The 24,931-nt window shown below is 57.6% G+C and carries 21 protein-coding genes; 17 read left to right on the forward strand and 4 right to left on the reverse strand.

Annotated elements, in window-relative coordinates; translation table 11 throughout:
* Window positions 1-2 precede the first annotated feature (2 nt).
* The 3 genes from nrdR (at window position 3) to FYJ63_RS06280 (ending at window position 1,098) form a co-directional block, all read left to right on the forward strand.
* Window positions 3-539: a transcriptional regulator NrdR gene (nrdR, locus tag FYJ63_RS06270; RefSeq protein ID WP_195839351.1), complete on the forward strand. Its 537-nt coding sequence runs from the start codon at window positions 3-5 to the stop codon at window positions 537-539.
* Between the two features lie 182 nt (window positions 540-721).
* Complete coding sequence (locus tag FYJ63_RS06275; protein WP_154544862.1) at window positions 722-886, forward strand: type II toxin-antitoxin system Phd/YefM family antitoxin; 165 nt, start codon at window positions 722-724, stop codon at window positions 884-886.
* A 50-nt stretch (window positions 887-936) separates the two neighbouring features.
* On the forward strand, window positions 937-1,098 hold the full coding sequence (locus FYJ63_RS06280) for a PIN domain-containing protein (protein WP_154544864.1): 162 nt from the start codon (window positions 937-939) through the stop codon (window positions 1,096-1,098).
* An 11-nt stretch (window positions 1,099-1,109) separates the two neighbouring features.
* Here the strand turns inward: FYJ63_RS06280 and FYJ63_RS06285 are convergent, their stop codons facing one another.
* The 3 genes from FYJ63_RS06285 to FYJ63_RS06295 form a co-directional block, all read right to left on the reverse strand.
* Window positions 1,110-2,903, reverse strand: a complete 1,794-nt coding sequence (locus FYJ63_RS06285) for an AMP-binding protein (protein WP_154544918.1) — start codon at window positions 2,901-2,903, stop codon at window positions 1,110-1,112.
* A gap of 108 nt (window positions 2,904-3,011) precedes the next feature.
* Complete coding sequence (gene serA, locus FYJ63_RS06290) at window positions 3,012-4,253, reverse strand: phosphoglycerate dehydrogenase (protein ID WP_154544866.1); 1,242 nt, start codon at window positions 4,251-4,253, stop codon at window positions 3,012-3,014.
* Window positions 4,254-4,260: 7 nt separating this feature from the next.
* Window positions 4,261-6,546, reverse strand: a complete 2,286-nt coding sequence (locus FYJ63_RS06295; RefSeq protein ID WP_154544868.1) for a HelD family protein — start codon at window positions 6,544-6,546, stop codon at window positions 4,261-4,263.
* Between the two features lie 105 nt (window positions 6,547-6,651).
* Between FYJ63_RS06295 and FYJ63_RS06300 the strand changes: the two genes are divergently transcribed.
* Complete coding sequence (locus FYJ63_RS06300; RefSeq protein WP_154544870.1) at window positions 6,652-7,689, forward strand: PAC2 family protein; 1,038 nt, start codon at window positions 6,652-6,654, stop codon at window positions 7,687-7,689.
* A gap of 42 nt (window positions 7,690-7,731) precedes the next feature.
* Here FYJ63_RS06300 and FYJ63_RS06305 read toward each other — a convergent pair whose 3' ends face one another.
* Window positions 7,732-9,027 (reverse strand): hypothetical protein, encoded by a 1,296-nt coding sequence (locus FYJ63_RS06305; RefSeq protein WP_154544872.1) that lies wholly within the window; start codon window positions 9,025-9,027, stop codon window positions 7,732-7,734.
* A 217-nt stretch (window positions 9,028-9,244) separates the two neighbouring features.
* Between FYJ63_RS06305 and FYJ63_RS06310 the strand changes: the two genes are divergently transcribed.
* From FYJ63_RS06310 to FYJ63_RS06370, 13 genes are all read left to right on the forward strand, one after another.
* Complete coding sequence (locus FYJ63_RS06310; RefSeq protein ID WP_154544874.1) at window positions 9,245-9,652, forward strand: DUF3040 domain-containing protein; 408 nt, start codon at window positions 9,245-9,247, stop codon at window positions 9,650-9,652.
* Between the two features lie 293 nt (window positions 9,653-9,945).
* Window positions 9,946-10,377: a division/cell wall cluster transcriptional repressor MraZ gene (mraZ, locus tag FYJ63_RS06315; RefSeq protein WP_154544876.1), complete on the forward strand. Its 432-nt coding sequence runs from the start codon at window positions 9,946-9,948 to the stop codon at window positions 10,375-10,377.
* A 200-nt stretch (window positions 10,378-10,577) separates the two neighbouring features.
* The gene (gene rsmH, locus FYJ63_RS06320) at window positions 10,578-11,681 is read left to right on the forward strand and encodes a 16S rRNA (cytosine(1402)-N(4))-methyltransferase RsmH (protein ID WP_154544878.1); all 1,104 of its coding nucleotides are present in this window, start codon (window positions 10,578-10,580) and stop codon (window positions 11,679-11,681) included.
* Window positions 11,678-12,091: a cell division protein FtsL gene (gene ftsL / locus FYJ63_RS06325; RefSeq protein ID WP_229770020.1), complete on the forward strand. Its 414-nt coding sequence runs from the start codon at window positions 11,678-11,680 to the stop codon at window positions 12,089-12,091. Before rsmH ends, ftsL begins: the two co-directional genes overlap by 4 nt.
* Window positions 12,092-12,250: 159 nt before the next feature.
* Window positions 12,251-14,053: a peptidoglycan D,D-transpeptidase FtsI family protein gene (locus tag FYJ63_RS06330; RefSeq protein WP_338106855.1), complete on the forward strand. Its 1,803-nt coding sequence runs from the start codon at window positions 12,251-12,253 to the stop codon at window positions 14,051-14,053.
* A gap of 5 nt (window positions 14,054-14,058) precedes the next feature.
* On the forward strand, window positions 14,059-15,615 hold the full coding sequence (locus FYJ63_RS06335; RefSeq protein WP_154544880.1) for a Mur ligase family protein: 1,557 nt from the start codon (window positions 14,059-14,061) through the stop codon (window positions 15,613-15,615).
* 56 nt (window positions 15,616-15,671) lie between these two features.
* Window positions 15,672-17,114: a UDP-N-acetylmuramoyl-tripeptide--D-alanyl-D-alanine ligase gene (locus FYJ63_RS06340; protein WP_229770024.1), complete on the forward strand. Its 1,443-nt coding sequence runs from the start codon at window positions 15,672-15,674 to the stop codon at window positions 17,112-17,114.
* The gene (gene mraY / locus FYJ63_RS06345) at window positions 17,111-18,211 is read left to right on the forward strand and encodes a phospho-N-acetylmuramoyl-pentapeptide-transferase (protein ID WP_154544884.1); all 1,101 of its coding nucleotides are present in this window, start codon (window positions 17,111-17,113) and stop codon (window positions 18,209-18,211) included. Before FYJ63_RS06340 ends, mraY begins: the two co-directional genes overlap by 4 nt.
* On the forward strand, window positions 18,211-19,677 hold the full coding sequence (gene murD, locus FYJ63_RS06350) for a UDP-N-acetylmuramoyl-L-alanine--D-glutamate ligase (RefSeq protein WP_154544886.1): 1,467 nt from the start codon (window positions 18,211-18,213) through the stop codon (window positions 19,675-19,677). Before mraY ends, murD begins: the two co-directional genes overlap by 1 nt.
* A complete protein-coding gene (gene ftsW, locus FYJ63_RS06355) occupies window positions 19,655-21,034 on the forward strand; it encodes a putative lipid II flippase FtsW (protein ID WP_154544888.1) in 1,380 nt (459 codons plus the stop codon). The genes murD and ftsW overlap by 23 nt, the downstream gene beginning before the upstream one ends.
* 10 nt (window positions 21,035-21,044) lie before the next feature.
* On the forward strand, window positions 21,045-22,178 hold the full coding sequence (gene murG, locus FYJ63_RS06360) for an undecaprenyldiphospho-muramoylpentapeptide beta-N-acetylglucosaminyltransferase (RefSeq protein WP_277028385.1): 1,134 nt from the start codon (window positions 21,045-21,047) through the stop codon (window positions 22,176-22,178).
* A complete protein-coding gene (locus FYJ63_RS06365) occupies window positions 22,175-23,677 on the forward strand; it encodes a UDP-N-acetylmuramate--L-alanine ligase (protein ID WP_277028384.1) in 1,503 nt (500 codons plus the stop codon). The genes murG and FYJ63_RS06365 overlap by 4 nt, the downstream gene beginning before the upstream one ends.
* Entirely contained in the window at window positions 23,668-24,738 is a 1,071-nt protein-coding gene (locus tag FYJ63_RS06370) for a cell division protein FtsQ/DivIB (protein ID WP_229770021.1), read from the forward strand. Before FYJ63_RS06365 ends, FYJ63_RS06370 begins: the two co-directional genes overlap by 10 nt.
* Window positions 24,739-24,931 lie beyond the last annotated feature (193 nt).

Below are 24,931 nucleotides of genomic sequence, written 5' to 3' on the forward strand. Positions count from 1 at the left end.
TCATGGCTCTGGCTTTAGCGCCTAGGGTTGCGAAAAACTCGATTTGGCCTTACGGTGAAAGCACCAGGAACCAGCTCGAGGAAGGCCTTTCCGTGCATTGCCCGTTTTGCCATAACGACGACTCTCGTGTCATTGATTCGCGCACCTCGGATGATGGCACCGCGATTCGCCGACGTCGCGAATGCCCTAACTGTGGACGGCGCTTTACGACTCTGGAGACCACCTTGCTGCTCGTGAAAAAACGCTCCGGTGTCACCGAGCCTTTTTCTCGGGACAAGGTAATTTCCGGTATGGCTAAGGCTACTCAAGGAAGACCCATTACTGAGGCCCAGCTGGCTTTGCTAGCTCAAGGGGTGGAAGAGGCTCTGCGGCAAAAAGGCACTGCCATTGTGAACTCCGAAGATGTGGGGAAAGCGATTCTTGAGCCCCTGAAGTCCCTTGATGAAGTGGCCTATCTTCGCTTCGCCTCGGTCTATTCTGACTTCAACTCCATCGAAGACTTCGAAGCCGCCATCTCCTCCCTCAAGGCCCCGCACTAAATCCTCGACTCTCCTGCGTAGGAGCATACATTTGCAATATCGCAAAATACATTATCGCGATGATGTAAAGTAATTCGTGCGAATTTTCAATAGTCAAGTTAGAAATCGCACAAATTCTCCTGATTGCGCACCTTAAATCGCCTAAAATTTCGGATAAGACATGTAAATCAAAGGGGGAAGTCATGTACGCCACAGCTACTGAAGTGAAGCAGAATTTCGGGAAATACTTGAGCCTGGCGCAAAAAGAGAGCGTCCTGATCACCAAGAACGGTCACGTGGTTGCGGAGCTCTCGGAGCCGCGCCGACGTGAGGGGACGGCAACACATGCGCTTTGGGGAGAACTCTGAATTTACTCAAAGTTGCCGACGTTACCCACCGTGAAATCGGAGAAGCTTACGTGGAACATCTGTCAGACTTTGAGGACGGGGTACTCGCCGCGGCGGCCAAGGCGGCAAACTGCGACTACATCATCACCCGGAATACGCGTGACTTCAAAGGTTCCTCGGTTCAGGCAATCACGCCCAAGAATTTCCTCAAGAAACATTTCCCTCGTCAGTGATTTTAAAGTAGTTAAATCTGGACGCCTTCCGAAAGCCGTGACACTACGGACTCGCGAACCTTGCGGCGTTGGATCTTGCCGAGCTGGTTCTTTTCGAGGCTGTCCGGGAAAGACACCGAACGCGGCATGGCATAGCGAGGTAAGGTATCAGCCACCCAAGCCCGCACTTTCTCCAAATCCAGGGAGGCTCCCGATTTCAGGACAATCGCGGCGTGAACCTGCTCGCCACGGGCGGGGTCTTTCTGGTCAGGGATTCCCACCGCCGCCACTTCTTGTACCTGAGGCATAGACGCAATCGCGGCCTCCACAACTGAGGGGTAAACATTGAATCCGGAAATAATGATGAGCTCTTTGCGCCGATCAGACATCTTCAAAAAGCCCTCGTTTTCCTCCACGAGGTCTCCGGTGCGAAGCCAGCCATCGGGAGTGAATAAAACATTCGTCTCGACCTGGTCACGCCAATATCCGGGGGAGCAGCCGGGGCCTTTGACGACAAGTTCGCCGATTTCTCCCGGGGTAACATCTCCAAAAGTTTCGGGATCGATGACGCGAACCTGGATGGAGGGAAACACAATGCCCATATATCCGAGGCGGCGCTGGGGGCTCATGGGGGAGCCTAGAACCGTCGGGGAAGTCTCGGTCATCCCGTAGCCTTCAATAATGTAGCCGCCGGTGGTTTTTTCCCATCTCTGAGCCACTTCTTCGGTAAGTGGCATTGCCCCCGAGATTGCGTAGGAAAACGAGGTCAAATCGACTTTCGGGTCTTTCTCGGCCGCTTTAGCCAGGCGGTCAAAAATCGGGGGAACCCCCACGATGAAGGTTCCTCGGCGCCGCTTTTGGGCCTTCAAAATCGCTTTGACATCAAACTTCGGGAACAAAACCGCAGTTCCACCCATGGCGAGATTCCCATTCAAAGACAGGGTTAGCCCGTAAGCGTGGAAGAACGGCAGAACACAGAACCAGGTCTCTTTGCCTTCCCGCAACTTCGTTACCCACACTGCATTCGCTTTGAGATTGGTGATGAGGTTGCGATTGGTGAGGATAACGGCCTTCGGTTTACCGGTAGTTCCGCCGGTGTGGAGCAGCATCGCGGGAATATCGGGATCCACCCGCGTGATGCGGTTGAAAGGGCGATAGTGAGCCAAGAGTTTATCGAAATCGGGAATCTCGTGAGCCTCCGGATCACACATCTGCTCTCGCATTTCTCGCGCCGCCTTTACCGGCAACTTCAAGGCAAGGCGCAAATGATTTGGAAGGGCACGAGACATGTCGATGGAAATAAGGGAGGCACCGACCTCCTCGACTATGGGCGTGGCGGCTGCGGCAGCCTTTTGCCACATGAAAACGATTTTCGGTTCGGCATTCTCAAACTGCCATTTGAGCTCGATGGGGGTCGCCAAAGGGTTGTGGAGGACACAAACCGCCCCGAGCTGGAGACAAGCGTAGAGAACATAGATAAACTGCGGACAGTTCGGCGCCACAATCGAAACCCGATCGCCTTTCTCAACGCCTTGAGCGCGCAACATGGCGGCGGTGCGCTGCACCCGTTCGACCAGTTCCCGGTAGGTGGTGGTAGCTCCGAAAAAATCCAGGGCAATCCGGCGCGGATATTTATTGGAAATCTGACGGAGCATGTCAATCAACAGCTCGTCGGTGACGGGAATCTGATGGGGAACTTTCGGGTCGTACAGTTCGCGCATCCGTTTAGTGAGTTCTGACTCGTTTTCGGGTGGAGTATGAACGTATCTCGGGAGCTGGATTCCGGCAGCGGGAGCAAGTCCTCGCAGGTCAACGGGTTCAGTCAAAACGGTTTCCTCCAAAAAATGAGTCAGCAATATGTTCAGTTTAATGTGTTGCCGCCAGTGGGGCTAGTTGACCCGACTGGCGGCAACACATTAATGGTTCGAAAAACCTTAGTTCACAGTGGTTTCTTCGTCGCGTTCTATCTCCTGCAGCGGCATCACGCGGCAACGGATAGTAGGCTCCATCGCCCGGATTTCATCGACCGCTGACTCAGGTAGCTCCGAAGAAATATCGGCAATCACGTAGCCAACCTGGCCATTGGTGCCAAGAATCTGGCCTTCCACGTTGATATTTGCCTCAGCCATGAGCTGGTTAATATGGCCCATCACGCCGGGGATGTTCTTGTGAATCACACTCATCCGGTACCGAGTCGAGTCAGTCGGTTCTAGCGACAGGTTCGGCATATTTATGCTCATGACGGTTTCACCGTTTGCCATGTAGTTACAGATTTTTCCGGAAACGAACCAGCCGATGTCTTCCTGAGCTTCGAGGGTTGACCCGCCAATGTGGGGAGTCAAAATGGTGTTTTCTTTCCCGATCAAGGGGCTCTCGAAAGGATCGCCGTTCTTCAGGGGTTCTTCGGGGAAAACATCCACGGCGCAACCGCCGAGATGCCCCGAATCCAGAGCGTAAGCCAAAGCCTCCACGTCAACGACAAAACCACGGGAGAGGTTCAACAGTTTCGACCCGGGCTTCATCATCGCAATCTCTTTGGCGCCAAACATTTTCTCGTTAGAAGGACGCCCATCAACGTGCAGACTCACGAAATCGGCGCCTTCGAGCGCTTCTTCCATCGAATTGCACTGTTTCGCGTTCCCAATCGGGAGTTTTTTCGCCAAATCATAGAACTGAACCCGCATCCCCATGGCTTCGGCCAGAATGGAAAGCTGGGTTCCGGTCGAAGAATAACCAATGATGCCGAGCGTCTTGCCGCGCACCTCGTGGGAGCCTTTAGCGGATTTCTGCCAATCGGCTTGCTGTAGATGCGAGTTGCGAACCGGCAGTTGACGCGCCAGGGCGATAATCTCCGAAATCGCCAGTTCCGCTACCGAGCGGGTATTGGAATAGGGGGCATTGAACGCAGCCACCCCGTGTTGAGCTGCCGCCTGGACATCAATCTGGTTCGTGCCGATGGTGTAGGTGCCGGCACAAATCAGGTCGGGGCACTCTTCGAACACGCGCTTGGTGAGTTTCGTCTTGGAACGGATTCCCACCATTTCATAGCCCTGCAGGGCCTTGATCAAATCATCCTCTGCGAGAGAACCCTCTACGCGATCAACCTGGATATTTGCATCCGCAAACACCTTATCGGCAACAGCATGAGGGCCTTCGAGTAATAGTATCTTCTTCATAGCTCAACTATACGTCAGCGTCGAGGCCTGGAAGAATCTCGGATTTCACTATGTGGAGTCGCCTGGTGGGGCGGGTCATCGCCACGTAGAGGTCACCAAGGGACACGCGGGCGACCTGGGCGGGCTCGACCAAAATGACCACATCAAACTCGAGGCCTTTGGCGGCTTGGGGACTCAAACAGGCCGACTGGTCATCAAGCGGATCCTTCCCTTCCAGCCCCAAACCGCGGGCAAACTCGGCGCCAAGATTCGTTATCACCGCCACCTTGCCTGCGCCATCACCCACTTCCGCTTCTAAAAGCGCGAGCTCTTGGCGTAGAATTTCTTGAGTCTTGTCCACGAGCTTCTCGAGGCCAGCGCCGACTTCGAGAGTTGTTACCTCTAAGCAATCTTCCAAATCGCGCGCCGAAGTAGAAGGCACCAGCATCCTATGTCCATAGGCCGACAGCACACTTTCGGCCAAAGTCATGATGCGTTCCGGCGTGCGATAGTTGATGGTGAGCGCCGCCAAAACCGGATTGGCCCGCGCCGCGGGACCGAGCAACTCCTCCCAACTTTCGGCCCCACCCGCATCCCGAGCCTGATTGAGGTCTCCCACCACCGTGAAAGATCGTGAGGGACAACGGCGCAACAACAGGTGCCAATCCATCGGGGTCAATTCTTGGGCCTCGTCTACCACCACGTGACCATAAGCCCAGGTTCGATCCTTGCGAGCCCGCTCCGCTAGGGGAGACAAGTTGGTGACTCCGCGAGCAGCGGCGGCCAGCATTTTGGCGTTCACCAAACCGCCCCCGAGATCCATGGCTTCGATAGCCTCGCGGGCGCGCTCCACTTCCCGAGCGGAGCGAGCCCGCGAAGCCGCGGCGTCTTCCGTCAATCCCGGCAGCGGGCCCAGTAACTCGGCGAGTTCATCTAAAATCGGGACATCCGAGTCAGTAAACGGTGAACCTTTCGGGCGAGCCAAGGCCTGGAGCTCGCTCTCGTGGAATTCCACCCCCGATTTCTTCACTATGCGCTCCAAATACTGTGGATAGGCATAGAGGCGTTCCAACAGTTCCGGAGCCGAAGCGGGGAGGAACATCTGGTTGATGACGTGCCTAACTACCGGAGAAGTGCGGATTTCCTCGGTCATCCAGCCAAGATCTTCCGCTCGCGCATTTTCACCCCCGTAGAGGGTCGTAAGTTCCCGCACCAGGAATTTGGCGTAAGCCGCCCAGTGCTGGTTGTGCGTCGAACCGGCGTGGGAACCGGCCTCCATCGCCTCTTTGACCAAACTGACGGGCAGGGTCAGGTGTACGTGGTCGAGGATTAGTTCCTGGGTCTCGGTGGGAGGACGTTTCAGATCTGCCACTGCGGCGGCCGCGACCTTAATCCAGCGGGTATCGCCTTTGAGAACCCGCAAACTCGGGCGTTCCGCGACGGTTTTCACCCCGGGGAAACTTTCCCCGATGGTTTCACTCACGACCCCGGTCTCGCCCAAAGCCGGCAGCACCCGCTCGATGTAGCGCAAGAAAGTCTTGCTCGGCCCGATAACGAGGACTCCCTGGGAATCCAGCAGGTCGCGGTGGGCATAGAGAAGGTAGGCTGCGCGGTGCAGTGCGACCGCGGTTTTGCCGGTTCCGGGTCCGCCTTGTACCACCAGGAAAGCGTTGAGATCCGTGCGGATGACGCGATCCTGTTCGGCCTGGATGGTGGAAACAATGTCGTGCATCCGCCCGCCGCGCGCCTTGGACAGCGCCGCCATCAAAGCACCCTCACCTTGCAAAGTGGTCTCATCAGCGGCGTCAACATTGAGGAGCTCGTCTTCGACCGAAACGACTTGGCGCAGTTCCGTTCCCAGGTGGCGCCGTTTCGCCACCCCCATCGGCTCTATCGCGGTGGCCTGGTAGAAAGGCCTGGAGGCTTTGGCGCGCCAATCAATGAGGAGCTGGTGGGACAGCGCATCGTCAAGCTCGGAAGCATTCGGGGATTTTTCGGGGTGAGCCTCCTCGTTTTCGCGCAACCCCACCCTTCCGATGTGGAATTTAGCGCCGTTTTCCATGTCGAGGCGTCCAAAGACGAGGTGATTCTCCACGCTTTCTAGCCGCGCGGCCTCGTCTCCGTAGTGGGCAGCGAGGGCGTCTCGGTCAGCTCTGGCGGAGGGATTGGCGGAAATCTGGGCAGCAATCTTGGCTTGTTGGTCGCGGTAGAGTTCGCGCCAAGCATCGAGAGCTTCATATGCTTTGTCAACAAAGCGCTGTTCCTTAGCTATCTCGCTTTGTCGCAGGTTATCGTCTTGTTGCGGTTCGCCCATGATCGCTCCCTAAGTAAAATCGGGTATTCAATTATTACCCAAAACCCTTGCCCAAGCGAAAATGCGTCCCAAAGCGGTAACCTATTAAGAAAGGCAAGGAGAAAAATGAACCAGACAGATTCTTTAATTCTTCCCGGTGCAAATCTGGACGTACACGCGGAGGTGATGCTGCACCACCTGCACGGCGCCATGGATGCCGGTCATTCCGGTCGCGGTCTCATCGAGCACCTGGTGGAAACCTTGCCGGTCAAAAACATTGCTATCTTCAACTCGGACCTGCTGATTGATTTTCGTTCCCATCGTCCGTGGCTGCACTTTGAGAAGTGGCATTTTTCGGATCTCGAAATGCCAGAAATTCGCCTCGACCTTTTGTCTGATGACAATGACACCAACTTCTTGGTTCTCCACGGGCCGGAACCCGATGCGAAATGGAACTCCTTTGTGGGAGCGATTATGGAGATCATCAAGAAGCTGGGCGTGAAAAAAACCGTGGGGATAACCGGTATGCCCGCCGGTGTCCCGCACACCCGCCCGACTCCGGTTCATATGCACGGATCTCGTCCCGATTCCCTCCCGATGCAACCGAAGATGCAGGGAGAAATGATGATCCCCGCGGGGATGGATCAGCTTCTGGAATACGCCTTGGGGGAAGCGGGGATTGAGACTTCGGGGATTATTGCGGCGGTGCCGTACTACTTGGCGGAAGGCGATTATCCACCGGCGGCCGCGGCTTTGATGCAGGCCATTGTGGCCCAGACCGGATTGGCGCTTCCGGTAGGGGACGTAGAGGCGGCGGCGACGGTCACCTTGGGACAGATTAACCAAATGGTGGAGCAGGCTCCCGAGGCGCAAACCATTGTGGAGCTGCTGGAACGAAACTTTGACGAGGCGAAACCGAACGCGATTATCGAAACCGAGCCGGAACCCCTACCGACGGCAGATGAGCTCGGGGCGAGGCTGGAGGAATTCTTGGAGCGGACCGACCGGCTCACCAAGGGATTCCAGTTGAAGAATCTCGACCGTGATTTTGGCAAGAACGCCAATTCCGGCTTGTCTTCGCTGCGTGATACCCCCTACGAGAGACGCAATATCGATAAATTGCGTCCCCGTCGCGGTCGTCACCGCCGTGACGTGGAGGATTGAGAGCGTAGCCGGTGGGGGTGAACTAACCGGCGCAGTCTCGTCCTATTCCCACTTCCCGAGCGGCTCGTAGTCCGGATTCGGATGCACATAAACGGGGAAGAGGGTTTCTGGATGGATAAATCCCAAATAGGCTACGGCTGCTCCCGCTCCGAGAGCCACGAGGAACCACAGGAAAGCCACACCGGCGAGTCTCCCGCGCTGGCTTGCTCCCGTGTTGAAACCGACCAGATTAACCCTCCCCGGGTTGAGCGGATAGTACCAAGCCTGGGGTCCCTCCGCGGCGAGTTCATCAAGACCCAGAGAAGGCGAACCCAGCTCGGCCTGACTGGCAGCCTCAATGCGAGCCTTCGCCGTGGATTTCTCAAAAGCCTCGCGTTGGGCCAAGAGCTCAGCTTCCCGTTTGGCGCGCGCTTTTTCGGCAGCCGCCCGCGCTTTCGGGGGTCGCGGGTCGCTGCGAGGATCACTCGAAGGCAGAGCCGTAATCTTGATAGTGGCGGGTCCCTGGGGAGTTTGTAGCATTGACACGGCAGTTTGCGGCGGGGTTTCGGGTCGTTCGACTTGCACCCGGAAGTGTCCCGCAGCTTCTTCCTCGAGCTGGTTGTTGATGAGCTTTTGCAACAAGAGCAAGGTGCGACGCCTGGTCGAGGGAACGCGGATGGTGCTGTACTGGGTCGGCATCCCCAGCGGCGCCCACAGGAGAGATACCTCGAAGCCACCTTGATGACCTACCGCCTGGCGAACTCCGGTGATTCGTGCCGGAACTGTGACGGGCTGTGAAGAAAGCCTCACCCAGACCACTAGGGCGCGGATGAAATGAATGAATCCCAGACCCATGAGATAGGTAAAACCGCCTATGATGAGGGGGAACATCACCACGAACCAGGGGTCTGCTGTCGAGATGAGCTCCAGGTGTAAAAGCGAGGCCCCGGTAGCCACAAACTGCGCGACCAAAACTAGGACGGCGTTGATAACGCGATTCGTGTTCCATGATTCCTGCTTCGTGAAGACGAGATCTCGCGGATCGAGGCTCGAAACCCAGGCTCCGAGAGGCCGGCGGAATCGCAGGGCGTCGCGGGCGCGCCCCGGGTTGAGATCCTTGGGGTTCAAAGTGAGTTCGTGGAATTCGCCGAGGTGGGAGTTTTCCCAAGCGGGGATCAGCACCGTGACTTCGTAGGGGTGAGTGCGCCGGACGTCATCGGGGCTAAGAGCTTCCACGTCTTTGACATAAACGTGGGTGTGGAATCTGGTGGAGAGGCGACGGGGGCGAGCGCTCACCACGAGGGCGATTGCCAACACGAGGGCAATTACCCACCACATTGCCACCAAAAACAACTGCATACCTTCATTAAACCAGTTCCAGATAAGGATTTGAGGGGTTTGGAACTAAGGCTAGCCTGATTCGAGACTTTGTCTTATCTTTCCCTTCGCGGCCGGTTTCCTGCAGGAGGACGCGGCGTCCCGAGGCGGCCGGTGTGGCATTGGAAGAGGTAAATAGATAGAATATTGCCACAGACTTGATTCGTTGGGGTGAATATCTGCGCCGAAAGGAGGAGCCATGCCGCTCTCTGATTATGAAAAACAGGTCTTGGCGCAGATGGAAGCGCAACTATCCGACCAGGATCCAAAGTTGGTGGATCAAATGCGTGAAAGCGCCAAGATTACCGGTTTGGGTTCGCGCCCGCGGCGGGTTGCTTTCGGCGTGGTGCTCATGCTTATCGGCATCGTAGTGTTGGTTGCGGGGTTGATTGCGACGCCATATCTCCAAAATTTCCAATTCGTCGGAACCCTCGTCGGAGTGATTGGCTTCGTCATCGTCGTTCTCGGCGTCCTCCAGATTTTCGGTATCGGGACAAAGCCCAAGGCTGCTCCAGAGTCTCGGCGTCCCGCCGCGGCGCGTAGTGGCGGGAGCTTCATGGATCGCCAACAAGAAAAATGGGAACGCCGTCAGCGTCCCGAACTCTAATACAGGTTTCTCGCGCTAAGGGTTTTTGCTTCCAGCAAAAACCCTTTCTTTCATTTCACTCGAGTTCAGCTGCTTCAGCTGCGGGCATTCCTCTCGGGCGCCCGCAAAACGCAGAAACGAATTTTTCCCTCCACTATTAAATCCTTATAGTTTCAAGGATAATTTTGTTAAATTATGTTTATTAATCGAAAAATGGTTAATTTGTGGATGAAAGTGGAGTAAAGTGGAGGAAGGTGACGAGAATCCGGATTCTGCGCGGAGTCCGGTGGCGGAAAACTGGGGAAGGAGGGGACATGTTCCTGGGAACTTACGAGCCAAAACTCGACGAGAAGGGGCGCCTGATTCTTCCGGCGCGCTTCCGCGACCAGCTCGCGTCCGGCATTGTCCTCACTCCCGGCCAGGAACGCTGTATCTATGCCTTCCCGACCTCCGAGTTTGAAAACATCTACGAAGAAATGCGTCAGGCCCCCCTGACCCACAAGCAAGCCCGCAGTTTCTCCCGCGTCATGCTCTCCGGAGCCTCTGACCAAATCCCCGACAAACAGGGCCGCATCAATATCCCCGCCAATCTCCGTCAATATGCCGGCCTCGGTAAAGACCTCACAGTGATTGGGGCCGGAGCGCGCATGGAAATTTGGGATGCCAAGACCTGGAATAACTACCTAGCCGAAAGCGAAGACGCTTTTGCTGAAGTTGCGGAGGAAATCGTGCCCGGACTGCTATAGAACCCGAAGTCGCGCCCGTGAGGTGTCCCCCCGAATTCTGAATGTGCTTCCCCGCAGGCAGACCTCGGTGGGAAACCTGACGGTCTCTACTCGAGGCCATGACTGACTTCAGTAAAACCCGCCTGCTGGGGTGGCCACAACCGAATAACAACCGAATAACTAAATTTCCTCAAATCGCAACAAAAGGAGACCCCCACCCCATGAGTGTCATTCACGATGTCACGCAAATCCACCAGCCGGTGCTGGCGGATCGCTGCGTGGAACTCCTGGAACCCGCGCTTGTCCCTGTAGAGCGTCCGGTTCTAGTGGATGCCACTTTGGGGATGGGGGGACACTCCGAACTATTGCTTCAGCGCTTCCCAAACTTGAAAATTATCGGCATTGACCGCGATAAGGATGCTCGCACGGTGGCTGCTAAACGCCTCGAGCCGTTCAAAGATCGACTTGAAATCGTGGGGGCAACCTATGGAGAACTCGAAGAAATCCTGGCCGCTCGCGGGCTGACAAAGATCGACGGAATTCTCGCTGACCTCGGAGTATCGTCTTTACAATTGGACGACCCGGAACGCGGCTTCGCTTATTCTTCTCCCGAAGCGCCGCTCGATATGCGCATGGACCAAGCCCACGGTTTCACTGTCGCAGATTTCTTGGCCCTGGCGAGTCCGGAAGAAATCGCCGCGGTGTTGCGAACCTACGGCGAGGAAAAATTTGCTTGGCAGATTGCGAAGAATATCGTCAAAACCCGCGCCACTGCGCCGTTGGTGACTACCGGAGAACTTGCCGACCTCATCAAGGCCACCATCCCTGCTCCCGCGAGACGCCACGGCGGCAACCCGTCTAAACGCACTTTCCAAGCCTTGCGGGTGGCGATAAATGACGAGCTGCACGATCTGGAGAACTTCCTTGCCGCAGCTCTCCGCGCGCTCAAGGTGGGCGGCCGTCTCGTGATAGAAAGCTACCAATCGTTGGAAGACCGCCTGGTGAAAGCGGCTTTTTCGCCCGGAATACAACCCGAGGTCCCCAAAGGGCTTCCAGTCGTTCCTCCTTGGGCTGAGTCCTGGTTGGGGGATCTCACTCGGGGAGCCGAGCTGGCTGATGACGGCGAAATCGCTCGTAACCCGCGTTCCCAGTCGGTTCGGTTGCGCGCTGTCGAAAAACTCCGCGAACCGGAGAAGACTCCACAAACCGAAGACCGCGCTCACCGAATCAGCCAAGAATTCCCAACTTTGGCTCGCCTGCGCGAAGAAACCCACTTTGACCCGAAAACCCTTGTTGAACCCGAGAAAACCAGGAGGAACCCGTGAGCGTCCAACCCAGCCTCGCTTTACGAAAACCCCAGACTACCTGGCGTCCCCAGACCACAGGCGCCAGTTCTCCCCGACCTCGGCTCCAAGTGGTGCCGGCAGTCGCGAAACGCCGCCACTTTGCTTGGCCCATGTGGATGGCTATCGCAACTATGCTGGTGGCGGCGTTGGTTATTCCGGTAGTCATCAACACGCAGATGGCGGTTACTTCTTACGAAATGTATGCCGACCAGCAGGAGTTATCCCAGCTTCAGGATTATCACGCCGACCTGGTCACTCGCGCCCGCGAGGCGCAATCCCCCCAGAAACTCGCCGAAAAGGCGAAAGAACTCGGGCTGGTTCCGGCCGGAAATCCGGGGTATATCAGTATCGAAGCGGGAACCATAACCGCTGGCGAGCCGGCGAAATAATCTGTAGCTAGTTGACCTTGGCTCTGTAACTCGTGCAAATTCGACCATTGCTGCCAACTATGGCAGAGAGCCCCAAAATTTCACGAGTTACAGGGGAGAGGGGGAGGTATCGCGGCGTGGGGTCGCGGATTTTCGGGTCAGTAAAGGCAAACTGGAATCGTGAGTCGTCTTCGGAAAAATCTTTTGGCTGGGTTCATTATTCTTGCCCTAGCCGTGTTTGCGGTGCGTCTCGTGGTGGTGCAGTTGGTGGAGGGGCCGGCCTTGGCGCAAGCCGCGCAAGAACAGCGTTCCCGTTCGTATGTCATCAAGGCGCAGCGGGGCGATATCGTGGACGCTTCGGGAAAGCCCTTGGCGACCTCGGTAAAGCGCTACAACATCGGGGTGAACCAGGTGAAGATCAACACCTACTTCGAACCCGTGATGACTTCGAAAGACGGCAAGCAGGTTGCGGAGCGGGACGAATACGGACGCGAAAAAGTGAAGGCTTTCGGGCCGGCGGCGGCAGCGAAGAAACTGGCTCCGCTGCTGAAGGCAGATCCGGCAGAACTTGGCGGGAAACTCGTGGCGGCTCCGGATAAAGAGGCATCCACCTTTGTCTACATCGCCAAAGAAGTCACTCCGGAAGTGTGGCGGGAGATTCAAAAACTCGGCATCCCCGGAATTGAGCCGGAAGAGATCACGAAACGCATCTATCCCAACGGAAATGTGGCCGGAAATATTGTGGGTTTCACCAATATTGACGGGGTGGGTCTCGCGGGTCTGGAACTATCTCAGGACTCTAAACTCGCGGGAGTTGACGGAAAAGCCCTGACGGAGATTGGGCGAAAAGGCCAAACCATTCCGGTGGAAGACAACTACAAGAAGGAGGCAATTCCGGGTCAGTCGATTCAGACCACCATCCGCCTCGATTTGCAAAACACCTGTCAGCAAGTGGTGGAAAACACGAAAGCACAGATGGGGGCCCAGGTCGTCCTGGCCGAAGTTCAGGAGGTCGGCACCGGCAAGGTTTTTGCCCTGTGCGAGACCAACACGGTTAATCCCGCCGAGCCATCCAAATCGAAGGACAGCGACCGTGGCTCCAAGGCAGTATCCACCGTCTATGAGCCCGGTTCGACCCTCAAAGTACACACCATGGCTACGGCTTTGGAAGCTGGTAAACTCGAGCCCACCAGCGCCTTCACGGTGCCTTCCCAGATCACGATGTCAAACGGGCAGACTTTCCGTGACTCTACCCCGCACGGCACCCAGGGACTGACTGCGGCAGGAATCATCGCGCAATCTTCCAATGTTGGCATTGTTCAGGTGGGGGATTTGGTGAAAGACTCGGAGCGCTACGACAAGCTCCGCCAGGTCGGATTCGGGAAACCCACCGGTATCGAGCTCCCGGGAGAGTCCTCCGGCCTGCTCGCCAACTATCAGGATTGGGACGGGCGGCAACGCTACACCATCATGTTCGGACAAGGTATTGCTGCCACGATTGTCCAGGTCACCAACGGTATTGCCACGATTGCCAACGGGGGAGTGAGTACCCAACCGCATCTCATCGAGTCGTGGACGAAGCCGGACGGAACGGTCGAAAAGAAACCGGTTGATGCCGGTAAACGCGTCTACACCAAGGAGACCTCCCGTGAAATCCTCACCATGATGGAAGGGGTCATCTCCGAAAAAGGTGGCGCCCCGAACGCAAAAATCGAGGGATACCCCATCGCGGGCAAGACCGGAACGACCCAGATTATTGCCGCGAACGGCCAACAAACCGGCAACATTGGATCATTTACCGGCGTCCTTCCGGCAGACAACCCGCGGGTGGTAATCACGGTGGTTGTCTACCGCCCGACTTCCTCAATCTACGGTTCGGTAGTCGCGGTTCCTGCGTTTAAAGACATCGCTAACGCTACGATTAGAGAGCTGGGTATTCCACCCACTAATGAAGTTCCGCAGTTGTATCCGATTGGAGAATAAATAATATGGCTCTGGATGTAGCCTTTGATCCCTATGCGCCCGATTTGGAGCGCCTGAACTGGGTAGATACCTTCGAGATTGCGAGCGCAGTGGGGGGGACTCTCCACGGAACCAATGGAAAAGTTCGCGGCGCAGTGGTAGATAACCGAGCGGTTCGAGGCGGAGAGCTCTTTGTAGCCATGCCCGGGTTCCACGTTCACGGCGCCAAATTCGGGGTCGATGCGGCTAAGCGCGGTGCCCAGGCGATTCTCACCGATGCCGCGGGATTGGCCCTCCTGGAGGGACTGAACCTTCCGGTTATCGTGGTTCCGGACGTGGGACACGCGGCGGGACGAGCCGCCGCTATCGCCTTCGGGAATCCCGCAGATAGCCTCAAGACCTGGGGCGTGACGGGAACGAACGGGAAAACCACCACCACCTATCTCGTTCGCCACATGTTGCATCGGGTCGGCAAGCTGTCTTCCCTGGTCGGAACGGTGGAGGCCGCTATCGGCAAGAAGACTTCTCCGGCGTTCATCACCACCCCGCAAGCTCCGCAACTCCAGGCATTTGCGGCTTCCACCGTCCAAGAGAATGTGGATCACATGGTGGTGGAGGTGTCTTCCCACGCGCTCGCCATGGGGCGGGTGGATCCGCTGCGTTTTGCTTGTGTCGGTTTCACCAACCTGTCTCAAGACCACTTGGACTATCACGTCACGATGGAGGACTATTTCCAGACGAAGGCCTCGCTGTTCTCGGAAAAACGCTCGGATCGTCAGGTCATCATCATTGATGACGATTGGGGCAAGCGCCTCGCAGAACAACTGGATCGTCAGGGCCAACACGAATTCGTCACCTTGTCAACCAATGGCACCCCCGCAGATTGGCGGGCGGACATTCAGCAACTCGACGGCGGTTTCACCGAGCTCCACCTGAAGTGTTTTGACGGGAAAGAGGCAAAAGTCCAGGTCTTGATGCCGGGGACTTTCAATGCCATCAACTCGGCGTTGGCCATAGTCATGGTCGTCACGGGTCTGTCCCCGAGTCCTCGCCAGGTGGATGGCAACATGTTGCGCCACCTCACTGCGAACCCGATCCGACTTGAGGTTCCCGGGCGAATGGAGCTGCTGGCGGATTCTCCGCGAGTGATTGTGGATTTTGCCCACAACCCGGGGTCTACCCAGGTGCTGTTGGAGACTTTACGAACCTCCACCAAGGGACGATTGCTCTTGGTGATGGGCGCTGATGGCGAGCGGGATCAAGGCAAGCGTCCGATTCTCGGGCGGATTGCGGCGGAGCTGGCCGATTTTACCTACGTGACGGACGGGGATATTCACGAAGAAGAACCGCGAGGAATCCGCCGCGATGTCATTGCCGGATTCAAGGGTTTTGAAGAAAAATTCGTGGAAGTCGCACCCCGTGAAAAGGCCATTGAACAGGCAATTCTCGAAGCAAAACCGGAAGACACGGTCGTGCTTGCGGGACGCGGCCAAGAACCAATCATGTTCACCCCCGACGGGCAATATGACCTGGATGACCGCGTGGTGGCCCGCAAAGCTCTGGCCCAGCGAGACTTGGGATAAGATAAAAGGCGTTATTTGCAAAAAAATTTTTTTGAAGGAGCCCACCCTTGATCGACATGACGATTGATGCCCTGCGAGAAATCGTGGGGCTCGAGCCGGGCACAAATTCGACGCGAGTGCAAGGCGGGGTCTTCACGGATTCTCGCCTGGTGGGGGCCGGTGATGTCTTTGTCGCCCTGCCGGGAGAAAACACGGATGGCCACCACTTCCTCGGTTCAGTAGCACGCCGCGGCGGGAAAGTTGCTTTCATCACGACTCCTCCCGAAGAAATCGTGGAGGCTGGCTGGGCTACTGCGGAGGAATTGAGCGAGCTGACGCTGATTCAAGTGCCTGATACCCAACTTGCGCTGGGCGAAATCGCCAAAGCCCACCTCGACCAGTTGCGCCGCCGAACCCGCAACGGAAACGGCAAACTCAAACTTGTAGTCGGAATCACCGGCTCGGCAGGCAAGACCACTACGAAAGACCTCACGAAACAGCTTCTGTCCACCAAAGGCAACACCGTGGCTCCGCAGGCTTCTTTCAATAACGAAGTCGGTCTGCCTTTGACGGTTCTGAAAGCCGACCCCGACACGGAATATCTCGTTTTGGAGATGGGAGCCTCTCAGCCCGGTGACATCGAATATTTGACCAATATTGCGACCCTCGATGTGGCTGCCGTCTTGATGGTCGGCACCGCCCACCTGGAGTCCTACGATTCGGTGGAAGCCTTGGCTGCGGAAAAATCCCAGATTGTGGCAAGCCTGGGCCCGAGCGGAGTCGCCGTTTTGAACGCCGATGACTCGAGAGTCGAGGCGATGAGTGGGAGAACGTCTGGGAGACTTATGTATTTCTCCAACCGGAAAGCCACCCCGATTCGCGCCACCAATGTCAAAGTGGACGAGGAATCTCGCGGGGCTTTCACTTTGACGACACCCACCGGAGAGGCGCCGGTAGCGTTGAAACTCATTGGTGCCCACCATATTTCTAATGCGCTTGCGGCGGCAGCGATTGCCCATCTTGCGGGAATGAACGCCACCGAGATTGCTGCGGTTTTGAACGAGGCCACCCCCCAGTCTGAACACCGGATGCACCTGATGCACCTGGCAGACGGAGTGGATCTTATTGATGATGCCTATAACGCGAATCCGGATTCAGTAAAGGCCGCCCTGGATGTTCTAGCCAAATATGCTTCGCAGCGTCGCGTTGTGGCAGTTCTCGGTGACATGCTGGAACTCGGCCCGATTGCTCCGCAACTGCACGGAGAAATCGGACGTTACTGCGCTTCGATTGGGATTCCCGTCCTGATTGGGGTCGGGCCCTTGGCGAAAAATATTGAATCGGCTTATTCGGCGCTGCGTCGCGACGGGGAACACCACCACACTTTGGATGAAGTCGCGGCGGGGAGGCTGCTCCAAGAAGTGGTTCGCCCCCGCGACTTGATTCTCATCAAAGGCTCCAATGATTCGAATCTTTGGAAACTGGCCCAGGCAATTGAGGAAAGGGGCCGCGTGCGATGACTGCCGTCCTCCTTGCCGGCATGGTTTCGCTCCTCGTGACTTTGTTCGCCACTCCGGCTTACGCCAACTGGCTCGTCAAGAAGCAATTCGGCCAGTTCATTCGTCAAGACGGACCTACCGCCCACTTTACCAAGCGCGGCACCCCGACCATGGGCGGGGTCATGATTATAGCCGCGGTGGTTCTCGGCTGGGGAGCGGCGCATCTCCAAATCGGAATCCAGACCCACCGCGGGCCCTCCGCCTCCGAGATTCTGCTTCTGTTTCTCCTCGTGGGACTGGGTTTTATCGGTTGGCTCGATGACTGGATTAAAATTTCGAAACATCGTTCTCTCGGACTAAATCCCACGGGAAAACTCTTGGGGCAACTCGTGGTGGCCTCGGTCTTTTCTGGCCTGGCCCTGGGTTTCGAAAATGAACGCGGGCTTACGCCGGCCTCCACCCACATTTCCGTCATTCGCGACACGCGAATCGACTTGGCTTTTGCCGGAATCGGGCTCGGGGTGGTGCTGTTCCTGATTTGGGCCAACTTCCTGGTAGCAGCCTGGTCTAACGCAGTGAACCTCACGGACGGGCTCGATGGGCTCGCTTCGGGGGTCTCGATTTTCGTTTTCGGAGCCTACGGACTCATGTCCTTTTGGCAATCCTCCCAATCCTGCCAGGCCACTGACGCGGTCGCGAGCGCGTGTTACTCCGAGACCCGTGATCCGCTTGGCATTGCGATTGTTTGCGCCGCGATTGTGGGGGCACTCATCGGTTTCCTCTGGTGGAATGCTTCTCCGGCAAGAATCTTCATGGGGGACACCGGCTCGCTGGCTCTCGGCGGAGCGCTCGCCGGGATCTCGATTTTCACTCACACCGAGTTTCTCGCCGTGATCATTGGCGGGCTTTTCGTGGTGGAAGTCCTGTCCGACATCATCCAAGTCAGTTTCTTCAAAGCCACGCATCGACGCGTCTTCAAGATGGCTCCCATCCACCACCACTTTGAACTGTTGGGATGGAAAGAGATTACGGTCGTGATTCGCTTCTGGATTATTGCCGGCATCATGGCCGCGGCGGGAGTGGGCCTGTTCTATTTCGATTGGGTGGCGAGACTCTAATGACTTCACAATTTGCTGGCGCTTCGATTGGGGTGCTTGGCCTCGGCAAATCTGGGATTGCTGCGGCCGAGGTTCTGAGTTCCCTCCGCGCCAAGGTGACCTGCTATGACGCCTCCGAAGAGGCACTCGTGAGGGCACGGGAGGCTCTTGGTGATCGCGCCGCGTATTGCCCCGCGAAAGGGGAAGAAGCCCAAGCCGAGCAAGCCGCGGGAGGTGACCACAAACTCTTTATCGTTTCCCCCGGCATCCCCCCGCGCAACCCACTCTACCGTCTCCCCGAAACCGCCGCGCCGCTGTGGTCCGAAGTGGAACTTGCGTGGCAAATCCAAGCCGAAGGGCCGAATCGGGATTGCAAGTGGCTTTGTATCACCGGCACCAACGGGAAAACCACCACGACCGGGATGCTCGCGCAAATGCTCATCACCGGAGGCGTGGTCGCGACGGCAGTCGGAAACTACGGGACTCCGATTGTTGAGGTGGCCGCCGAAGGTGCGGTCGATGCGCTGGCGGTGGAGCTTTCCAGTGCGCAACTGCACTCGACGTATACACTGGCGCCCTGGGCGAGCGTGTGGCTGAATTTCGCTCCTGACCACATTGATTGGCACGGTTCGGCTGATGACTATGCTTGGGACAAGTCAAAGATCTATAAGGGAGTTCAGCGCGCCGCGCTCTATCCCGCCACCGAAGAGCTCCCGACCAAGGTTCTCGCCCAGTCCGGTCTCGACCCGAAAATCATGATTGGACTCACGCCTGGGATTCCCGCTCCTGGCTTCCTCGGAGTGATTGAGGACCTGATTGTTGACCGTGCCTTTGGGGAAAATCCCGAAAAACAGGCGCTGGAGTTGGCAAGTTTCACTGACCTCCAGCACCTTACCGGCCAAGAGACCCCAACATCCGCGATTCTCCAAGACACGCTGGCGGCTGCCGGTTTGGCTAGAGCCTACGGGCTCCAGCCGGAGTGGGTGCGGCGCGGCATCCAGGAGTTCGAACTCGAAAAGCACCGCCGCGCCGTGGTGGGAGTTGTTAACGGGGTGACCTATATTGATGACTCCAAAGCCACCAACACCCATGCGGCCGCAGCCTCCCTGCGCGACGTGGCGGAAAAACACGCCGTGTGGATTGTCGGGGGAGACCCGAAAGGCCAAGATTTCCATTCTCTCGTCGAGGTCGTGGCCTCGAAAGTGAAGGCGGCGGTCCTCATCGGACTCGACCCGGAGCCTTTTGAGGAAGCATTTGCCCAAAACGCCCCCGAAATTCCGCTGAAACGCATCAATCCGGGGGACAATCTTATGGAGAGAACGGTTCAAGCGGCTGCCGCCTTGGCGGTTCCGGGGGATGTGGTTTTGCTCGCTCCGGCTTGTGCCTCTTGGGACCAGTTCAAAAACTACGGGGAGCGCGGCGAACTTTTTGCCCGCGCCGCGAGGCAGTTAGCGGAGGGACAACATGGCGAGGAGCATCTCGGGTGATACTGCGGCGCAAACGCGTCCAGCGAAACTTATCGCCTTCCCTTCCAGTTCCGCCCCCACAAATTCCGCAAAGACTGACAGCGCGCCGCCACTAGAAAAAACCGAAAAATCCTCGCGTCTCGAAGATTTTTTGGCGGAGATGAAAAACCAGCCGGTTTTGAGTTATTACCTTTTGCTGGTGACAACCCTGCTGTTGTTCATCATCGGTCTAATTCTGGTTTTTTCCGCCTCGACCATTGCTGCGTTGGATAATAACGCGGATCCGTTTCTCTCTTTCGGGAAACGCTCGCTAATCTACGTGGCGTCGCTGGTCGTGATGTTTGTGGCGTCTCGTCTCAAACCGAGATTCTATAAGCGGCTCGCCTGGGTGTTTCTCATCGCCTCTTGGGTTTTGCAAACCCTGGTTTTCCTTCCCGGTTTTCACGGCGCGGCCGCGGGGGGCAACACGAACTGGCTGGTCATCCCCGGAACCGGCTTTTCGATTCAACCCTCTGAGTTTATGAAACTCGCTCTGGTCGTATTCCTCGGAAGAATGCTTTCTGACCCCGACCTGCGCCGCGCGGGGGATAAAAAACAGTGGTTCATAATGGTCGGCCTGCCGGTGCTGGCTTCGCTCGGTCTGGTGATGGCCGGTCGTGACCTCGGAACCGCCATGGTGATGGCCTCGCTCATTTTAGTAGCACTGTTTGTGGCGGGAATCCCCATGCGCTATTTTCTGGGGATTGTCCTGGTGGGGGCTTTCGGTGCCGCGGTGGCGGTGATGAGTTCACCAAACCGCCGTCGCCGCGTTTTTGGCTTCATGGATGCTTCCACCACCGACCCCACCGGTATCGGCTACCAGCGTCAACACGGCTTGTGGAGCCTCGCGACCGGCGGCCTGACCGGAGTCGGGCCGGGAGCGAGCCGCGAAAAATGGTCCTATCTTCCCGAGGCCGACACAGACTATATCTTCGCGATTCTGGGTGAAGAATTCGGCCTCATGGGAACCTTCCTCGTATTGGGGCTGTTCGCCGTGCTGTGTTTGACGTTTATCCGTATCATGCAACGCTCCGGTTCCGAATTCCAGACCATCGTCGTGGGGGGAATCATCGGCTGGATTTTCTCCCAAACCCTGATCAACATTGGCGCCGTAGTGGGGCTCCTCCCGATTATCGGGGTGCCCCTGCCACTCATTTCTTCGGGTGGCTCCTCCCTCTTGTCCATCATGGGGGCCGTCGGTTTGGCGCTGTGTTTCGCCCGTCACGAGCCGGGAGCCCAAGCGGCCTGGCAGGCTCGGCGTCGCCCCCTCAAGCGTTCCCTCGCAGTTTTATCCTCCTCTCGCCCCAGCACTCCCAAGACCCGCAAGAAAAACCGTTAGGCTTAGAATCGTGAACCAACCGGCTGTAGTTTTCGCTGGCGGCGGCACCGCCGGCCACGTCAATCCGCTTCTTTCCACCGTCGCGGCGCTCAAAAACACCGGTTTGGAGTTCGTTCCCTTGGTTCTCGGCACCAAAGAAGGCCTGGAGTCCGAGCTGGTTCCCGCCGCCGGTTTGGAATTCTTGACCATTCCGCGGCTGCCGATGCCGCGCCGTCCTTCCCCCGATTTGGTGAGACTTCCCGTCCGGCTGCGCCGCACTGTAAAAGACCTCGAAGAGCTTTTTGCCGAACGCGGAGTCAAAGCCCTGGTTGGTTTCGGCGGATACGTTTCGACTCCCGCCTACATGGCAGCCAGACGCTTGAAAATTCCGTTCCTCGTCCACGAACAAAATGCCCGCCCGGGGATGGCCAACAAGCTCGGCGCCCGCTGGGCAAACACCGTGGCTCTGACCTTCCCCGGCACCCCGCTAAAGGCTTTGCATGGGAAAACGGAAGTGACCGGTTTGCCGCTGCGTCCGGAGATCTTGGACCTCGCCGCACGGCTGGGAGACTCGGAAGCTCGGGTTTTGGCTCGCGCGGCTGCCGCGGAATTTTTCGGGTTGGACGCGGGGCGTCCCACGGTCCTGGTTACCGGAGGCTCCCTGGGGGCTCTCTTCTTGAACCAGACCCTCCCCAGCGCCTTGTTGAAAGTTTCCGAAACCGTACCCGACCTCCAGGTCGTCCACCTCACCGGAAAAGGTAAAGCCGCGGAAGTAAGCGACTTTGTCACGGAGTCAGGGCTGGGAGACCGCTATAAAGTCTTGGATTATCTCACCGAGATGCACCATGCACTAGCCCTGGCTGACGCAGTCGTGTGCCGCGCCGGAGCCGCGACGGTTGCGGAGAACTCTGCTCTCGGAATTCCGGCCCTCTATGTTCCGCTCCCGGTCGGGAACGGGGAACAGGCGCTGAATGCTCGCGGTGTGGTAGAAGCTTCCGGAGCCTTCTTGTTGAACCAGAAGAAAGCCGACCCGACTGCCGTGGCGGAAAGTGTCGCTGCCATGCTTGACCCCGAACGCAACGCCGCGATGCGAGCCTCGGCCGCGGTGGCGGGGACGACTAGGGGCGCCGCCAACTTGGCCGAACTCATCAAGGAGGTACTGTGAAAGACAGTTCTTCAAATCTTTCCAATGTGACTTCAGCCCACGAGGTCCCGGCCCACCAGGCGTTTCACCTGGTGGGAATCGGCGGAGCCGGCATGAGCGTCGTGGCGCATTTGCTGCAAGACATGGGATATGCGGTTTCCGGATCTGACCGGCAAGAGGCGGACACTCTGCCGGAGTTGCGGGAGCTCGGGGTGAAGGTCTACGTGGGACACCGCGCCGAACAGGTTCCCGCGGGGGCGATTCTCGTAGTGACTTCGGCAGTTCGTGAAGACAATCCGGAGGTAGTGCGCGCCGAAGAGCTCGGGTTGGAGATTTGGCACCGCTCCCAAGCCCTCGACTTCTGCACTCGCTCCCACGACCTCGTGGCGGTGGCCGGCGCGCATGGGAAAACCACGACTTCCGCGATGATTGCGGCGGCTTTACTCGCCAGCGACGCGGATCCGAGTTTCGCAATCGGGGGAGTGATTGCCGCTCTCGGAACGGGCGCGCGGCTCGGCAAGGGAAACGCTTTTGTGATTGAGGCCGATGAATCGGACGGGTCGTTTTTGAACTATGCGCCGCTAGTGGAGGTTTTGACGAATATTGAGGCCGACCACTTGGATCATTGGGGGAGCGAAGCGGCGTTTGATGCGGCTTTCGTGGAGTTCACCGAGAGGTTGCGGGACGGTGGCACTGTCGTGGCCTGCGGGGATGACCCGGGAGTGCAGCGGTTATGGGGGCGGTTTAATCCCGCGGCCAGGCGGATTTCCTACGGCTTCGGGTCGGGGCTTCCGGGAGCGGATTTGGTGGTGAAGTTGGGGGAGCCGAGTCTGGGCGCGGGGATTGCTGTGGCACCGGTAGAGGTCAGCAAAGGCCACGGAGCCAATTCGGGCCAGATTGGGGAAGACCATGCCGCTGGTGAAACCGGTGAAATCGTCTATTCGGGGGAACTGCGCCTCGCCGTGGGGGGAAAACACATGCTCCTCAACGCTGCCGGGGCCCTCGGGGTGGCAAGCGCTCTGGGGCTCGATCTTGGACAATTCGCGGCGGCGCTAGGGAAATTCTCCGGCGCGAACCGGCGGATGCAATTTGTGGGTGAGGTCGAAGGGGTGCGAATCTATGACGATTATGGCCACCACCCCACCGAGATTGAAGCCACCTTAGAAGCGGCTCGCGCACTGGCCGGAGAAGGACGCTTGCTGGTCTGTTTCCAACCGCATCTCTATTCACGCACCTTTACCTTCCAAGACGAGTTTGCGAAGGCTTTGTCTCTCGCCGATGAAGTGGTGATTTGCGGAGTCTATGCGGCGCGGGAAGCCCCCCTGCCGGGAGTGAACGGGAATACTATCTCGGAAAAGATGGGTGCTCGGGCGCGTTTTGTGGAAGACATGTTTGCGGCCGGAGACGTGGCTTTCGCAGCGGCTCAACCCGGGGATCTCCTGCTGTTCTTGGGGGCGGGTTCAATCACTCACGTCGCTCATAAACTCGCCGCGGGACTCGGAGAAGGTGATTGCGCTTGAAGCCACCCACCAGGCCCCATGTCGGGAGACCAGAAAACCGCAGCGACGCGGAATCAGGGGCACATCGCTCAAAGCGTCGCCGTCCCGTGGTGGATCCGAAAACCCAGGAGCCGGTGAAGAAGGATCCCAGCGCGAAGGCGGGGGATGAGCCAACTGACAGTGCAGCAAAGGTTTCCGCCTCAGGAGAATCCCTTAGTGAAACGACGATTTCTCAGGGTTCTGGGGCTACGGATGCCTTGGCCTCCGGAGGTTCCTCGGAGTCCTCGGAAGCTCTCGGGTCCTCGAGTGCTGGTGCCGATATCTATACCGGCACTAGCTCGAAGGTAAACACAGAACTCATGGATCGTCTGGAGGAACGGGAGTTCCTGCGCCGCCACGCTCGTCACATTCGGGTGGCAACTTTGGTCGGAATCCTCCTTGGGGTAGGGGTGGTTTCTTTCGTGGTGTTTTTCTCCCCGCTTTTTGCCTACCACCTAGACAAATGCGTCGTGAACGGGGCGAAGACAACGGATGTAGCGGCGATTTGCCAGGCGACGGCGGGTTTTGAAGGCACGCCTTTGACGCGCTTGGCGGCAGGTCCGGTCGAGAAAGCCGTTTTGAAAGCGGTTCCGGCCCTGCAGGACGTGAAAATGAGTCGCAGTTGGCTCCAAGGCATCGATCTCAAGGTCGTGGAGCGAGTTCCGGTTGCCACCGTGAGGCAAAACGGGAAAGTCGTCGGCATTGACCGAGACTCGGTCATCTTGGAGGTCGCTCCCGGAGATGTGGACGGGCTGCCTAGAGTGGATGTGGACGTGGAAAAGCTCGGCGGGAAAACCGAGAAACTCGTGGTTGCGGCGTTGAGTGCGCTGGGGGACATGCCCGGAGAGCTGCGCGCCGAAATCGAGGCCGTCACCTCCCAAGATGCCGCGCAGTTGACCTTCGCGATGCGCGACGGGAGGGAGCTGATTTGGGGGAACTCCAAGGATTCTGTAGAGAAAGCCCAGGTCGCGAAGCTGTTGTTCACGGTGCAAGGCGTGAAGGTTGTGGACGTGTCGAATCCGGAGCGCCCCTCTACGCGGTAGGTACGGGTTCTGGGCGCGGGGTTCTAGATTACGAGTCCTAACCCAGGAGAAAACGGCCCGCACTGCCATATATGCGGTGTCAGATGATGAGTGCAACGTTTTTTTGGAAGGGAGTTGCGCTCTTGGGTGGTAGGTGGTCTGGTTCGGCTGTGCGTGAGTATGCGTTGGAGTTGTTAGAGCTTGGGTGGACTGC

The organism is Mobiluncus porci (assembly GCF_009695935.1).
Lineage (GTDB): Bacteria > Actinomycetota > Actinomycetes > Actinomycetales > Actinomycetaceae > Mobiluncus > Mobiluncus porci.

What these genes read in the sequence shown, in the direction of transcription:
- nrdR (WP_195839351.1), top strand. Translation starts at nt 3, where the DNA reads ATGGCTCTGGCTTTAGCGCCTAGGGTTGCGAAAAACTCGATTTGGCCT.
- FYJ63_RS06275 (WP_154544862.1), top strand. Translation starts at nt 722, where the DNA reads ATGTACGCCACAGCTACTGAAGTGAAGCAGAATTTCGGGAAATACTTG.
- serA (WP_154544866.1), bottom strand. Translation starts at nt 4,253, where the DNA reads ATGAAGAAGATACTATTACTCGAAGGCCCTCATGCTGTTGCCGATAAG.
- FYJ63_RS06295 (WP_154544868.1), bottom strand. Translation starts at nt 6,546, where the DNA reads ATGGGCGAACCGCAACAAGACGATAACCTGCGACAAAGCGAGATAGCT.
- FYJ63_RS06300 (WP_154544870.1), top strand. Translation starts at nt 6,652, where the DNA reads ATGAACCAGACAGATTCTTTAATTCTTCCCGGTGCAAATCTGGACGTA.
- FYJ63_RS06305 (WP_154544872.1), bottom strand. Translation starts at nt 9,027, where the DNA reads ATGCAGTTGTTTTTGGTGGCAATGTGGTGGGTAATTGCCCTCGTGTTG.
- FYJ63_RS06310 (WP_154544874.1), top strand. Translation starts at nt 9,245, where the DNA reads ATGCCGCTCTCTGATTATGAAAAACAGGTCTTGGCGCAGATGGAAGCG.
- mraZ (WP_154544876.1), top strand. Translation starts at nt 9,946, where the DNA reads ATGTTCCTGGGAACTTACGAGCCAAAACTCGACGAGAAGGGGCGCCTG.
- rsmH (WP_154544878.1), top strand. Translation starts at nt 10,578, where the DNA reads ATGAGTGTCATTCACGATGTCACGCAAATCCACCAGCCGGTGCTGGCG.
- FYJ63_RS06335 (WP_154544880.1), top strand. Translation starts at nt 14,059, where the DNA reads ATGGCTCTGGATGTAGCCTTTGATCCCTATGCGCCCGATTTGGAGCGC.
- FYJ63_RS06340 (WP_229770024.1), top strand. Translation starts at nt 15,672, where the DNA reads ATGACGATTGATGCCCTGCGAGAAATCGTGGGGCTCGAGCCGGGCACA.
- mraY (WP_154544884.1), top strand. Translation starts at nt 17,111, where the DNA reads ATGACTGCCGTCCTCCTTGCCGGCATGGTTTCGCTCCTCGTGACTTTG.
- murD (WP_154544886.1), top strand. Translation starts at nt 18,211, where the DNA reads ATGACTTCACAATTTGCTGGCGCTTCGATTGGGGTGCTTGGCCTCGGC.
- ftsW (WP_154544888.1), top strand. Translation starts at nt 19,655, where the DNA reads ATGGCGAGGAGCATCTCGGGTGATACTGCGGCGCAAACGCGTCCAGCG.